We start from the raw sequence: 13,224 nt of genomic DNA on the forward strand, positions 1-13,224 counted from the left end.
GGGCCGCAGGGGACAGGGGAGACGGTGGCACCGAGGCTGGGTGGCGAGACGGACAAGTTCGGCAACCGCTATGAGGGAGCCTGGACGATCAGACATGCCCTGTACGTACTGCTGGGCTCGGGTACGTCGCTCTGCGTTGAACCGGGTGGGCCGCTGGGCGACGGGGTCGAATTCGTCTACCAGCACGACCACGGAAAGGAGGTGCACCAGGTCAAGCGTCAGAATCGCAACGCGAACAGCTGGAATGTGACCTCCCTCCGTGCCAAAGGAGTGTGGGAGAGTCTGCGTTCGCATGTCGAAGCGGGTCGAACGTTCCACTTTGTCTCTGTGGTTCCCGCCCGTGCGATCGATGAACTCGCAGATCGCGCCCGCCGCTCCGACGATCTTGCCTCCTTCGAGGCCGAGTGGCTGACGGACGAACTCCGGGGATCCTTCGACGCCCTCGCCTCGGGGGGCATCTACGGCTCGAGCGCGACGGCTTGGAGGATGTTGAGAGGGATCCGGGTGGAGTGGCACGACGAACGGGACCTCGTGCACACCAACGCTGTCCTGGCTGAACAGGTCCTGGCCGGAGCACCGGGCCGCCTGGCGGCGCTCGCCCTTGGCCAAGTACTGCTCGACAACTTGGGAACCACACTTGACGCCGCGGCTCTCACCACTCGGCTAGCGCAGTACGGACTGCGGCGCGTCGTGCGGGCCGACGCTGTTGCTGTGTCCGACACCGTGAGAACGGTGACGCGACGTTGGGCGGCGGGCGTCGAACGTGCGCTGCTCCGGCCCACGATCCCCCGTGAGGAGGCAGTCTGCCTCGTGGCGGAGGTCATGGAGGGTGCCAGGCCGCTCGTCCTGCTGACCGGGACCGCGGGCGGCGGGAAGAGCGCCGTACTGCACCAGACCTTCACCGCCCTCGACGAGGCGGCCACTCCAGTGCTCGCCTTCCGTCTCGACCGTCTGGAACCCTTCGGCTCGACCCATGAGTTGGGACAGCGCGTCGGCCTGCCCATGTCCCCGGTCGGCGCTCTCGGCGCCGTGGCGGCCGGGCAGCCCTGTGTCCTCGTCGTGGACCAGCTTGACGCCGTCAGTATGGCGTCGGGACGTATCCCGGCAACATTCGACGCAGTGGCCGACCTGGTGGACGAGGCTGCGGCATATCCCGGCATGCGAGTGGTCCTGGCCTGCCGTTCGTTCGATGTCGAGGCCGACGCCCGCATCCGCAGGCTCACGGCCTTGGAGCATTGCACACGCATTACGGTTTCGGATCGCTCTCCGACGCCCAGGTCGACACCGCCGTCACAGGCATGGGCCTGAACGTCTTCCGACTGGCCCCGCAGCAACGGGCGTTGCTGCGCTCACCACTGCATCTCGTCCTCCTTGCCCAGGTCGTGGACCAGGAGAAGGCCCTTCTCTTCCACACCACCCGGCAGCTCTTCGACGCCTTCTGGGACACCAAACAGGCGGAGTGCGCCCAGCGTCCGTCCGTGCGTTTCCACGACGCGGTCTCGGCCGTCGTCGCCGTCATGAGCGCGCGCCAGCGGCTGTCCGTGCCGCACAGCGTGCTCGACACGGACAACTTCGCCGCCAGCCGGAAGGTACTGGAGTCGGAACACGTCTTTGTGCGCGATGGCCGTCAGCTGGCTTTTTTTCACGAGAGCTTCTTCGACTACGCCTTCGCCCGCGAATGGATCCGGCGCGAAGAGAGCTTGGTTGCTTTTCTCGCTGATGGGGAGCAGGAGTTGTTCCGTCGCGGACAGCTTCGGCAGGTGCTCGATCACCTGAGAGATCTCGACCCGGAACGGTTCGCCGAGGAGGCTGAGGCACTGCTGACCAGTCCGGCCATCCGCTACCACCTCAAGCACCTGACCCTGGCCGTGCTACGCAGCCTGGACGCTCCCACCGCCACCGAGTGGGGCGCCGTCGCTCGTGTGCTGGACACGCGCCCGCCCTTCCGCGACCGCCTCGTCGACATGCTCGGCACGCCTGCCTGGTTCCGTCGCGGGGATGACGAGGGGGTCTTCGAGAACTGGCTCGTCAGTGCCGATGCGAGAGAACAGGAGTGGGCGGTAAGGCTGTTGGTCACAGTCGCCGATACCTTACCCGATCGGGTAGCCCGTCTTCTGGCACCGCACGCCGCTGACCCCGGGTACGGTGCGTTGCTGATTCGCATTGTTCCCCATGCCCGCCTTGTCGGCAGCCGATCGCTCTTCGACCTCCTGCTCGACGGCGTGCGAGCGGGCCTCTTCACCGGCGTCGAACACATCCTTTGGGATCCGGCGGGCGACTTGGCGGATGAAGAACCCACTTGGGTGGTCGAGTTGCTGGGCACACTGTTGACGGAACGCCCGGACGCCCTCGCACTCGACGACCAAGGCAGGGTGGCGGTACTGCTGAACCGGGACTACACGGCGCTCAAGACGGTTACCGCCGCCGCTGCCGGCGCACCGGGGGAGTTCTGCGTCCGGGTGCTGCCGGTCCTACTGGCAGTCATGAGGCTGACCGCTTACCCGGTACGGACGGGGCGGCCCGTCCATGACCGCCACTTCTCGCACCGTCATCCCGGCGATGAACCCAGCGACTTGGGTGATGCCCTGCTGCAAGGAGCGGCGGAAGCTCTGCGGAGTACGGCAGGCCGGGACGCCGCGCGAGCGCGTCAGCTTGTGGAACAGTTGGTGAGTGAACCGTACGAAGCGGCGCAGTGGCTGCTCTACCAGGTGCTGGCCGCGGGGGGACCCGGCCTCGCCTCGTGGTCTGCCGAAATCCTTCTCCAAGGCAGACACCGTCTGCTGTCCGGCTACACGGGCAATGCTGTGTGGGGCGCCCGTGAGGTCCTTCGCACCATCGGCGGTGCCCTGCCTGACAACATTTTTGGGCGGCTGGAGCGGACCCTGCTCCATCTGCGTCTTCCTCCGGAGGAAAAACTCTCACCCTGGCACGAGTTCACCCTGTTGACGGCGCTTCCCGAAGAACGGCTCTCCGAGCGGGCGACGCGCCGGCTCGGGGAACTCCGTCGGTTCTACGGCGACCGACGAGAGCCGGATGAACCGGAGGGAGTGACGGGTGGGTTCGTCGGACCACCCATCCCGGCGAACGCGGCCCAGCACATGAGTGACGACCAATGGCTGAGGGCAATGAGGAAGCACAACCGGGACCGAGCCGACTGGAAGACCCATACCGGCGGGGCGCACGAACTGTCTCACGTGCTGCGGAGCATGACGGTGGCGGACCCTGGTCGATTCGCGCGGCTCGCCGTGCGGATCGACTCCGGGACGCACCCGGCCTACGGCGCATCGATGCTCCTAGGCTTTGGGGAGGCCGAGCCGTACGACGATCCGGAGGCCGTCTTCGCGGCGGTGCGCCACTTCGCGAACAGGGGCAGGCCGGAGCAGGACCGGTGGCTGGGGCACGCCCTGCGGAAGTACCTCGACCACGTGCCGCTCGATCTGGTGGAGGCGATCCTGAGCCGCGCTCTCGACTCGGGTGAGTCGAGAGACGCCGACGATCTGTCCGGCGCGGACGGGGATGATGCGACGCGTGACCTGCTCACTGCCGGGATCAACACCGTACGGGGGAGCGCGGCCGAGAGCCTGGGCGATCTGCTCGTCCACGACGCGGACGGATCTCGCGCCGCCTTGATCGTCCCCCACCTGGGTCGACTGGCGGCTGACCCCTCCCTTGACGTCCGGGCGTGCGTGGCCCGCGTGTTGCATGCCGTGATCCGTCACGACCGCCCGGCAGCGGCCGATGCCTTCGCGGTGCTCGCCCAGGCCCCCGACCACCTGCTGGCGTCACCGTACGATCGGCCGGACGTCCGTGGCGTCCAGCAACGGGGGCCAGGCAGCCGCCGAGCCGAGGCGGCCCCGGGGGTGCCAGGTGCCGGTCACCGTCACCCAGGTGTCGGTCTCCGGTGCCCCCGCGCCGCGGACCTCCGCCTTGACCGCCGTCGCATCGGCCGCGCAGCACGCCACGCGCAGCCGGGTCACGTACCAGGTGCCGTCGTCGTCGCGGGTGACGAAGCCGGTTGAGGCGCACCGTGCGGCCCCGCAGTGAGTAGCCGCTGTCGTACGCGGCCCGGGAACCGAACTCGGCCACGCTCAGTTCCACCGGGTCACCGGCGGGCAGCGCGGGGAACGTGCCGACGAACTTCTCGGCGCGCCTGGCTTCTTCCCGTGCCGCGCTGTAGGAACCCAGCGCCGGGGGAGGGAAGCAGAGCAGGGCGACGGCGGGCAGCGCGAGCAGCCAGGCGACACGTGGAGCGCCGGGGTGGGCGTGACGGTGGTCCCGCTGACCGTGCGCGTCGGAGTGGCCGCCCCCGTCCCGCGCCGCTCGCGCGGTCACGGCGCCCCGTACCAGACCGAGCAGCATCAACAGCGCACCGGAGACGATCAGGTACGGCCGCAGTCCGGCCTGTACGTAGCGGAGGTAGAGGTCGCTGAAGAGCGAGACGCGCAGCACCGCGGTGCCGACCGAGCAGCAACAGTGCCGCGGAACCGTACTTCCTCACAGCAGCCACCACCCCACCATGACACTGCCGGCCACCGCGACCACCCAGGTGACCGACGAGAACCGGAGGGCGAAGCCCCGACCGAACGTGCCCGCCTGGAGGGCGAAGAGCTTCAGATCGACCATGGGCCCGACCACCATGAACGCCAGCTGGGCCACCGGCCCGAACCCGCTCAGCGACGCCGCCACGAAGGCGTCCGCCTCGCTGCACACGCACAGCACCACGGCGAGCAGCGCCAGGAGCAGCACCGACACCCAGGCGGAAGCCGTGAAGACGTCCAGCCGCGAGCGCGGCACGGCGATGTTGAAGGTCGCCGCCGCGGCCGCACCCACCACCAGGAAGCCCCCGGCGTGCAGGAAGTCGTGCTGCACCCCGGACACGAAGGCGCCCGCGCGCGAGCCGGCGGCCTCGGCGGCGGGCCGTGCCGGAAGCCGCAGCCACTCCATGCGGCCGAAGCGCGCCCACAGCCAGCCCATGGTCACTGCGGTGGCCAGCGAGGCGGTGAACCGGCCCACCACCATCATCGGTTCGCCGGGGAAGGCGAGAGACGTGGCGACGAGCACCACGGGATTGACCGCGGGCGCGGACAACAGGAACGCCAGCGCCGCGGCCGGGGCCACCCCGCGTCCCATGAGACTGCCCGCCACCGGAACGGAAGCGCACTCGCACCCGGGCAGCACCACCCCGGCGGCACCCGCCACGGGTACCGAGAGAGCGGAACTGCGCGGCAGCGACCGGGCGAAGACCCGTTCGGGGACCAGCGTGCCGACGGCCGCGGAGACCAGCGCACCGAGCAGGAGGAACGGCACCCCCTGGACGACGACGGCGGTGAACACCGTCCATCAGGCCGCGACGGGAGGCGTGTAGAGGTCGAGGGCGAGCATCGGGCCGAGCACGCCGGCGACCGTGACGATGGTGAGGAGCGCGAACCCGCCGAGCAGGAGGTGCACCCCGGCCCGCACGGTGAGGCGTACGGCGTCGGCCAGCCCGCCCCGCCCTCCGGCGTACTTCTGATCGCTCACGTCACTCGCTCTACCGCTCGGCAACAACCGCGCAGTGGCGGCCCGCCCAGCTTAGTGAGGCCGCTGTGATCGGCACACGCCGAGCACCACGCGTCCGGTCCCGGGCTTCGTGCCGGCTGCCAGATGCGGGTCAGTGCCTGAGGGGTGAGTACCTGCTCGGGCGGGCCGTGTCCGACCAGCCGTCCGTCGCTGAGGAGCAGACAGGCGTCGGCCGAGCGGGCGGCCTCGAGGTCGTGCGTGGCCTGGACGACGGTCGTGCCGTCGGCCACCAGGCCGGTCAGCAGGTCCGTGATCCGCTCCCGGGCTTCGGGGTCGAGGCCGGTGGTCGGCTCGTCCAGGAGCAGGAGGTCGGACTGCTGGGCAAGGCCCTGGGCGATCAGGACCCGCTGGCGCTGGCCGCCCGACAACTCGCCGAGCTGGCGGGCGCCGAGGCCGGTGACGCCCAGCCGTTCCATGGCGGAGTCGACCACGGCCCGGTCCTGCCGGGGCGGCCGCCGCCACAGTCCACGCTCGCCCCAGCGGCCCATCTCCACGGTCTGCCGCGCCGTCAGGGGGAGCGCGTCGCCGACGGCGGCGCGCTGCGGGACGAAAGCCGGTGGCGAGCCCTCCGCGTACCTGAGCTCTCCGGATGTGGCAGCGATCACGCCGGCCAGGACGCCCAGCAACGTGGACTTGCCGCTTCCGTTCGGCCCTACGAGCGCGGTCATGGCCAAAGCCGGTATGTGCGCGCTGAGTTGGTGGAGCACAGGGCGGCCGGGGTAGCCGGCGTTCAGCTCGTGGAACCGGACGCGCTCGTTGCCCGGTTCGCCGTCCGGCGGGGCAGGGGGATTGTTATTGAACATGATTGTCATTGTATGGTCCAGTCATGGATTGGTTGACAGCCCCTTTCGAGGTGGCCTTTGTGCAGCGGGCCCTGTGGGCCGGGATCCTGGTGTCGGCGATATGCGCGCTCGCGGGTACGTGGGTGGTGCTGAGGGGGATGGCCTTCCTCGGCGACGCCATGTCCCACGGACTGCTGCCCGGCGTCGCGGTCGCCTCGCTGCTCGGCGGCAACCTGCTGGTGGGGGCGGTGGTGAGCGCGGCCGTCATGACGGCGGGCGTCACGGCGCTCGGACGTACTCCGAGACTGTCCCAGGACACCGGCATCGGTCTGCTGTTCGTCGGCATGCTGTCGCTCGGCGTCATCATCGTGTCCCGCTCGCAGTCCTTCGCGGTGGACCTCACCGGCTTTCTCTTCGGTGACGTCCTCGCCGTGCGGGAACGCGACCTGACGCTCCTCGGGACGGCCCTGCTGCTGGCGCTGGCCGTCTCGATGCTCGGTCACCGTGCCTTCCTGGCGCTGGCGTTCGACGAGCGCAAGGCCCGGACGCTCGGCCTGCGTCCCCGGCTCGCCCACGCCGTGCTGCTGGGACTGCTGGCGCTGGCCATCGTCGCCTCGTTCCACATCGTGGGCACGCTGCTCGTCCTCGGGCTGCTCATCGCTCCGCCCGCGGCGGCCCTGCCCTGGGCGCGCGGCGTGGGCGGCGTCATGGTCCTGTCCGCGGTCCTCGGCGCCGCCGCCACCTTCGGCGGCCTGCTGATGTCCTGGCACCTGAACACGGCGGCCGGAGCGACCGTCTCGGCCCTCGCGGTCGGCCTCTTCTTCCTGTCCCACCTGGCGTCCGGGCTCCGGCACCGCCGCCGTGCGCGCCGTGCCGGCCTCCCGGTCCCGGCGGTCACCTCGGCCCCGAGCGCCCCCATGTCCCGACCGAACGAAACCTGAGGCGATGTCCTTGTTGGTCCGAAGAAACGTCACATCGCTGGTGCCCGCGCTGGCGGCCGTGGTTCTCCTGGCCACCGGATGCGGTGGCCAGGAGGACGCCGGGTCCGGCTCTGAGAGCCCCGCTTCCTCCACCACCCCGCACGGCTACGTCGAAGGTGCCACCGAGGCGGCCGAGCAGCAGTCCCGGCTCCTGCTCGGCGACACCGCAAGCGGCGACACCCAGGTGCTCGACCTGATCACCGGCAAGGTGCACGACACCGCCCGCAGACCTGGTGTCACCGCCCTCACCACGGACGGCCGCTTCGGCTACATCCACGGTGCGGACGGCACCCAGGTCCTGGACAGCGGCGCGTGGACGGTCGACCACGGCGATCACGTGCACTACTACCGCGCGAAGATCCAGGAGGTCGGCGAGTTCCCGGGTGGCACCGGTACGCGCGTCCGCAGTGACGCGGGCGTCACCGTGGTCACGGCGGCGGACGGGAAGGCGAGTGTGTACCCCCGCGCGGAGCTGGAGAAGGGCTCCCTCGGCACCCCCTCCCGGCTCCCGGGCGTGTACACAGGCGCCGTCGTGCCGTACGCGGAGCACCTGATCACCCTCACCGGCGAGAGCGGCGGCCCCGCGAAGGTCGCCGTGCTCCACCGGTCCGGAAAGCGCGTCGCCACCCTGGAGCCCGCGTGCGAGGACCCGAAGGGCGACGCGGTCACCCGGAGAGGGCTCGTCCTCGGCTGCGCCGACGGCGCCCTGCTCGTCCACGAGGACGACGGCGCCTTCACCGCCGAGAAGATCCCCTACGGCGAGGACGTGCCGCAGGAGGAGCGTGCCACCGAGTTTCGGCACCGCCCCGGCAGCAGCACCCTCACGGCACCCGCGGGCAAGGACGCCGTCTGGGTCCTGGACGTCACCGAGGGCGCCTGGACTCGGGTGAAGACCGGCCCCGTGGTCGCCGCCAACACGGCCGGCGAAGGCTCGCCGCTGGTGGTCCTGGAGACCGACGGAGCCCTGCACGGCTACGTCATATCCGCCGGCAAGGAGACCACGGTCACCGTTCCCTTGCTGAAGGACATACCCGAAGCCGGGCCCGGGGGCACCGCGACTCCGGTGATCGAGGTGGACCGCAGCCGCGCCTACCTCAACGACCCCGAGGGCAAGCGCGTGTACGAGATCGACTACAACGACAGCCTCCGTGTGGCGCGCACCTTCGACCTGGACGTCCGTCCGTCCCTCATGGCGGAGACGGGCCGATGAGCGCGCGCGTGGGTGCGGCCCGGGTCCGTGCCCTGCTGGTGACCCTGGTCAGCTTCTTCGTTCTCGCCGGCACGGTGGCCGGCTGCGTGGGCGGTGGCGACGACCGGCCCCGGGTCGTGGTGACCACCAACATGCTCGGCGACATCACCCAGGAGATCGTCGGCAACGAGGCGGACGTCAGTGTCCTGATGAAGCCCAACGCCGACCCGCACTCCTTCGGCCTGTCGGCCGTGCAGGCCGCGGAGCTGGAGAACGCGGACCTGGTCGTCTACAACGGCCTGGGCCTGGAGGAGAACGTCCGCCGACACGTGGAGGCGGCCCGCGAGTCCGGTGTGGCCACCTTCGCGGCCGGAGAGGCGGCCGACCCCCTCACCTTCCACACCGGGCGGGAAGGCGGCCCCGAGGAGGAGGCCGGCACCCCCGACCCGCACTTCTGGACCGACCCCGACCGGGTGCGCAAGGCCGTCGGCCTGATCGCCGACCAGGTCGTCGAACACGTGGACGGCGTGCACGAGAAGGCCGTCCGCGACAACGCGGCACGCTACGACGGACAACTCGCCGACTTGACCGCCTGGATGGAGAAGTCCTTCGCGATCATCCCGCAGGACCGGCGCGCCCTGGTGACCAACCACCACGTCTTCGGCTACCTCGCCGACCGCTTCGGCCTCCGCGTGATCGGCGCCGTCATCCCCAGCGGCACCACCCTCGCCTCACCCAGCTCCTCCGACCTGCGCTCCCTCACCCAGGCCATGGAGAAGGCCGGTGTGCGCACCGTCTTCGCAGACTCCTCCCAGCCCACCCGGCTCGCCGAGGTCCTGCGCCAGGAAATGGGCGGGGACGTGGACGTCGTCTCGCTGTACTCCGAGTCGCTGACCGAGAAGGGCAAGGGCGCCGGCACCTACCTGGAAATGATGCGCGCCAACACCTCGGCCATGACCGACGGCCTCACCGGCGACTGAACGAGCTTCCCCGCGACCCGGCGAACCGAACACGCCGGCCGCTCCACCACACAACCCCGTGCCCTGTGAGGGGCCGGAGAGGACAGACACACCATGAACAGGTCGACACGCGCCAGAATGCTCACGGGCACGGCCCTCGCCCTGACGGCGGCCATGGCGCTGGCCGCCTGCGGCGGCAGCGACGATGCCTCGTCCGACGCCGAGCCGAAAAAGCAGACGAAGAGCGGTGCGGCCACCGCGGTCGAGAACCCGCTGGTCGCCTCCTACGACGGGGGCCTCTACGTCCTCGACGGCGAGACCCTGAAGCCGGCGAAGACCGTCGAGCTGCCCGGCTTCAACCGGGTCAACCCGGCTGGCGACGAGGACCACGTCATCGTCTCCACCGACAGCGGCTTCCGCGTGTTCGACGCCGTCCGGCAGGAGTTCACCGATGCCGAGTTCGAGGGGGCCAAGCCGGGTCACGTCGTGCGGCACGGCGGCAAGACGGTGCTCTTCACCGACGGCACGGGCGAGGTGAACGTCTTCGACCCCGCCGACCTGGCCGGCGGGAAGCAGCCGAAGACCCGCAGCTACACCTCCGCCGAGCCCCACCACGGTGTCGCCATCGAACTGGCAGGCGGCGAACTCGTCACCACGCTGGGCACCGAGGAGAAGCGCACCGGCGCCCTCGTCCTCGACAAGAACGACAAGGAGATCGCCCGCGCCGAGAACTGTCCGGGCGTGCACGGTGAGGCCGCCGCCCAGGGCGACGTGGTCGGACTCGGCTGCGAGGACGGCGTCCTGCTCTACAAGGACGGCGAGTTCACCAAGGTCGACGCCCCCGACGACTACGCCCGCACCGGCAACCAGGCCGGCAGCGACGCCTCCCCGATCCTCCTGGGCGACTACAAGACCGACCCGGAGGCGGAGCTGGAGCGGCCGACCCGCATATCGCTGATCGACACCCGCACGGCGAAGATGAAGCTGGTCGACCTCGGCACCAGCTACTCCTTCCGCTCCCTCGCCCGGGGCCCGCACGGTGAGGCCCTCGTACTCGGCACCAACGGCGTCCTGCACGTCATCGACCCGGAGACCGGCAAGGTCGAGAAGAAGATCGAAGCGGTCGGCGACTGGACCGAGCCCCTGGACTGGCAGCAGCCCAGGCCCACCCTCTTCGTCCGCGACCACACGGCGTACGTCTCCGAACCGGGCAAGCGCCAACTGCACGCCTTCGACCTGGAATCGGGCGATAAGCTGACGTCCGTGACGCTGCCGAAGGGCACCAACGAACTGTCCGGAACGGTGGACGGTCACTGACCGGACCGCTTGCAGCGCTCCCTGAGCAGCGCCCGCCGGCCCTGGGCCGGCGGGCGCTCTGTACTGCCCACCAGCGACCCGCGACCGCTCGGAAGGACCGGTGGGCTCCTCGCCGCCGGCCGGTGAGGCCACCAGACCTCCGGCGTTCCCTCTACGCATCCGTCGAGAGTCGGACGCCGTTCAAGCGCGCTGCTCCGCGGAGCCCGGGCCCGGAGCGATCCGGGTGAAGCCGCACCGGTCGCAGACACCGGTCAGTTCCACCGTGTGCTCGACCTCGGTGAAGCCCATGCCTTCGGCGACGCCCTCCGCCCAGCGTTCGACCACGCCGGCCTGCCGCTCACGAGGACCACTGGGACGACCACTGACTGCTCCAGGTGCAACCCCTCCGACGAAAAATGAAATGCACCCCTCCTTCAAGGGGTGCATTTCGTGTGCTTCCGTATTGTCTGAGGAAAGGCGCGTGCAGGACTAAGGGGTTGCCTCTCATCGAGTCGAGTAGGGGAGAAGCGCCATCTCCCTGGCGTTCTTGATCGACGCGGCGATCTGCCGCTGCTGCTGAGCCGTGACGCGCGTAACGCGGCGGCTGCGGATCTTTCCGCGGTCGGAGATGAACTTCCGCAGCAGGTCGGTGTCCTTGTAGTCGATGTAGGTGATCCCGGCCGCGTCCAGCGGGTTGGGACGGGACTTGACGGGCTTGCGGGCATTCTGGCGGGGGGCCATGGCACTCCTTCTGTGCTGAGGCGGACGGGGCCGGGATTACGCGACGGGGTCGAGGAGAGAGTTGAATGCGGCCGGGAGTTGCTTCCACGCTTCGGGCCCCGTGGCGTACTCGGCGTCGGTGAGCAGGCAGGACTCCAGCACCCGCTCAAGTCCGTCGCGGTCCAGGCCGGGTGAGGTGAAGACGAGGTGCTGGCAGCGGTCGCCGTGCTCGGGGTGCCAGTCCAGTGCGGCAGCCGCTCGGCGTACGGGCGGGACCAGTTCCCAGGCGGCGTCCGGCAGGGAGGCGAGCCACGGGCCGGCGCTCTCCACGCACAAGGCTCCGCCCGCGGCGTCCCAGGCGAGCAGGGTGTCGGGGCGGTCGGCGAGCCAGAACCGTCCGCGACTGCGAGCAGCAGCGCAGCAGAGGTCTTCCAGCGCCTGGTAGAGACGTTCGGGGTGGAACGGGCGGTGCCGGCGCCAGACGAATGTGGTGACGCCTGCCTTGTCGGCTTCCTGGGGGAGCAGGGCGCAGGCCGGGTGCTGGGCTGCTGCGGCGGCTTCGGCGTCGAAGCCGGCGAAGGCCAGCCGTGCGAGTTCCGGGGAGTCGGCGCTCACCTGGCGGGCGGTGGGGTGGAGTTGAGTGAGAAGCGCCCGGTCCTCGTCGTCGGCTTCCTCGCTCTCCACGACGGCGAGGACGGGCGCGTACTCCAGTTGCCTGGCCCAGGTGTCGCCGACCGTGCGCTGGTCGCCGGCCGCGGCCGCGAGGCCCGCCTCGGCCAGGTCGTCGCCGTTGCCCAGACAGGGGAGCACGAGAGCCGGGTCGACCGCCGTGATCACGTTGGTGAGCCGCACCGCGTCGCCGCCGTGGTGGACGACGACCTCGGCCATCCCCCTGGGTTCCACGGAGTCCCACAGCTCGACGACGGCGAGCCGGGTGAGGCCGGCGTGGGCGAGTCGCTCCAGCTCGGGGACCAGGTCCTCGCGCAGCGCACAGCACGCGCAGTCGTTGACCAGCGGGGCCTCTTCTCGGGACAGCCCGCCCGAAGCGTCGCGCACCTGGCGTAGGACGGCGCCGTCGGCCGCGGAGGACAGGTCGTGGTGAAGGGCGACGCTGCCGGGTACCAGGCGCAGGAGGTGCTCCACGACCTTGCGGCGTGCCTCGGAGTGGAGCCCGGCGACGATGACGACGGGCAGTCCGGTCTCGTCCCGCATCAGTTGGCTCCGTGTCGGCCGTACCGGCGTTCGAAGCGCTCGACTCGCCCGGCGGTGTCCAGGACCCGTGCGGTCCCCGTGTAAAAGGGGTGGCTGACGTTCGAGATCTCGACGTCGACCACCGGGTAGGTGTTGCCGTCCTCCCACTCGATCGTCTTGTCACTGGTCATGGTGGAGCGGGTGAGGAACGCGTAGTTCGCGGCACGGTCGCGGAAGACGACGGGACCGTACGCGGGGTGGATTCCGGGCTTCATGAGACGTCCTTCGGGATCAGAGGGCGGTGGCGGAGTGCGGGAGGTCAGCGTTCCTCGCGGAAGTCGACGTGGCGCCGGGCGACCGGGTCGTACTTGCGCAGGACCATGCGGTCGGGGTCGTTGCGGCGGTTCTTGCGGGTGACGTACGTGTGGCCGGTTCCCGCGGTGGAGCGGAGCTTGATGATCGGGCGTACCTCGTTGCGTGCCATGAGCGGTACTATATGGGAATGGTTTCCATTACCAAAAACTAGCCGTCTCAGATGAGAGGTAGGT

General features: G+C 70.1%; 10 protein-coding genes and 3 pseudogenes. 5 read left to right on the forward strand and 8 right to left on the reverse strand.

Annotation, left to right across the window (positions count from 1 at the left end):
• Nucleotides 1–24: 24 nt before the first annotated feature.
• A complete protein-coding gene (locus AB0L56_RS21595) occupies nt 25–1,308 on the forward strand; it encodes a hypothetical protein (protein ID WP_365425421.1) in 1,284 nt (427 codons plus the stop codon).
• Between the two features lie 2,474 nt (nt 1,309–3,782).
• On the opposite strand, the pseudogene AB0L56_RS21600 reads toward AB0L56_RS21595, so the two are convergent.
• From AB0L56_RS21600 to aztA, 3 pseudogenes are all read right to left on the reverse strand, one after another.
• A pseudogene (locus AB0L56_RS21600) lies at nt 3,783–4,498 on the reverse strand (TIGR03943 family protein).
• Nucleotides 4,495–5,484 (reverse strand): annotated as a pseudogene (locus AB0L56_RS21605) (permease). The pseudogenes AB0L56_RS21600 and AB0L56_RS21605 overlap by 4 nt, the downstream one beginning before the upstream one ends.
• 146 nt (nt 5,485–5,630) lie before the next feature.
• Nucleotides 5,631–6,371: pseudogene (gene aztA / locus AB0L56_RS21610) on the reverse strand (zinc ABC transporter ATP-binding protein AztA); the annotation flags it as partial.
• Between the two features lie 14 nt (nt 6,372–6,385).
• Between aztA and aztB the strand changes: the two are divergent.
• From aztB to aztD, 4 genes are all read left to right on the forward strand, one after another.
• Nucleotides 6,386–7,282: a zinc ABC transporter permease AztB gene (gene aztB, locus AB0L56_RS21615; protein WP_365425423.1), complete on the forward strand. Its 897-nt coding sequence runs from the start codon at nt 6,386–6,388 to the stop codon at nt 7,280–7,282.
• A 4-nt stretch (nt 7,283–7,286) separates the two neighbouring features.
• On the forward strand, nt 7,287–8,531 hold the full coding sequence (locus tag AB0L56_RS21620; RefSeq protein WP_365425425.1) for a hypothetical protein: 1,245 nt from the start codon (nt 7,287–7,289) through the stop codon (nt 8,529–8,531).
• Complete coding sequence (gene aztC, locus AB0L56_RS21625) at nt 8,528–9,490, forward strand: zinc ABC transporter substrate-binding protein AztC (protein WP_365425427.1); 963 nt, start codon at nt 8,528–8,530, stop codon at nt 9,488–9,490. Before AB0L56_RS21620 ends, aztC begins: the two co-directional genes overlap by 4 nt.
• Before the next feature lie 93 nt (nt 9,491–9,583).
• Nucleotides 9,584–10,786: a zinc metallochaperone AztD gene (gene aztD / locus AB0L56_RS21630; protein WP_365425429.1), complete on the forward strand. Its 1,203-nt coding sequence runs from the start codon at nt 9,584–9,586 to the stop codon at nt 10,784–10,786.
• Nucleotides 10,787–10,966: 180 nt separating this feature from the next.
• Here aztD and AB0L56_RS21635 read toward each other — a convergent pair whose 3' ends face one another.
• The 5 genes from AB0L56_RS21635 to rpmG form a co-directional block, all read right to left on the reverse strand.
• Nucleotides 10,967–11,110 carry a hypothetical protein gene (locus AB0L56_RS21635; RefSeq protein WP_365425431.1) on the reverse strand — a complete coding sequence of 48 codons (144 nt, stop codon included), beginning with the start codon at nt 11,108–11,110 and terminating at the stop codon, nt 10,967–10,969.
• 159 nt (nt 11,111–11,269) lie between these two features.
• Nucleotides 11,270–11,506 (reverse strand): 30S ribosomal protein S18, encoded by a 237-nt coding sequence (rpsR, locus tag AB0L56_RS21640; RefSeq protein ID WP_365425433.1) that lies wholly within the window; start codon nt 11,504–11,506, stop codon nt 11,270–11,272.
• 36 nt (nt 11,507–11,542) lie between these two features.
• Nucleotides 11,543–12,697, reverse strand: a complete 1,155-nt coding sequence (locus tag AB0L56_RS21645) for a GTP-binding protein (RefSeq protein WP_365425435.1) — start codon at nt 12,695–12,697, stop codon at nt 11,543–11,545.
• Nucleotides 12,697–12,951 (reverse strand): type B 50S ribosomal protein L31, encoded by a 255-nt coding sequence (locus AB0L56_RS21650; protein WP_365425436.1) that lies wholly within the window; start codon nt 12,949–12,951, stop codon nt 12,697–12,699. The genes AB0L56_RS21645 and AB0L56_RS21650 overlap by 1 nt, the downstream gene beginning before the upstream one ends.
• 44 nt (nt 12,952–12,995) lie before the next feature.
• Nucleotides 12,996–13,160 (reverse strand): 50S ribosomal protein L33, encoded by a 165-nt coding sequence (rpmG, locus tag AB0L56_RS21655; protein WP_365425438.1) that lies wholly within the window; start codon nt 13,158–13,160, stop codon nt 12,996–12,998.
• Nucleotides 13,161–13,224: the final 64 nt, after the last annotated feature.

Source organism: Streptomyces sp. NPDC052079, from assembly GCF_040680275.1.
Taxonomy (GTDB): domain Bacteria; phylum Actinomycetota; class Actinomycetes; order Streptomycetales; family Streptomycetaceae; genus Streptomyces.

Excerpts from the sequence above, each read along its gene's own strand:
- aztB (WP_365425423.1), top strand. The coding sequence starts at position 6,386 with ATGGATTGGTTGACAGCCCCTTTCGAGGTGGCCTTTGTGCAGCGGGCC.
- AB0L56_RS21620 (WP_365425425.1), top strand. The coding sequence starts at position 7,287 with ATGTCCTTGTTGGTCCGAAGAAACGTCACATCGCTGGTGCCCGCGCTG.
- aztC (WP_365425427.1), top strand. The coding sequence starts at position 8,528 with ATGAGCGCGCGCGTGGGTGCGGCCCGGGTCCGTGCCCTGCTGGTGACC.
- aztD (WP_365425429.1), top strand. The coding sequence starts at position 9,584 with ATGAACAGGTCGACACGCGCCAGAATGCTCACGGGCACGGCCCTCGCC.
- rpsR (WP_365425433.1), bottom strand. The coding sequence starts at position 11,506 with ATGGCCCCCCGCCAGAATGCCCGCAAGCCCGTCAAGTCCCGTCCCAAC.
- AB0L56_RS21645 (WP_365425435.1), bottom strand. The coding sequence starts at position 12,697 with ATGCGGGACGAGACCGGACTGCCCGTCGTCATCGTCGCCGGGCTCCAC.
- AB0L56_RS21650 (WP_365425436.1), bottom strand. The coding sequence starts at position 12,951 with ATGAAGCCCGGAATCCACCCCGCGTACGGTCCCGTCGTCTTCCGCGAC.
- rpmG (WP_365425438.1), bottom strand. The coding sequence starts at position 13,160 with ATGGCACGCAACGAGGTACGCCCGATCATCAAGCTCCGCTCCACCGCG.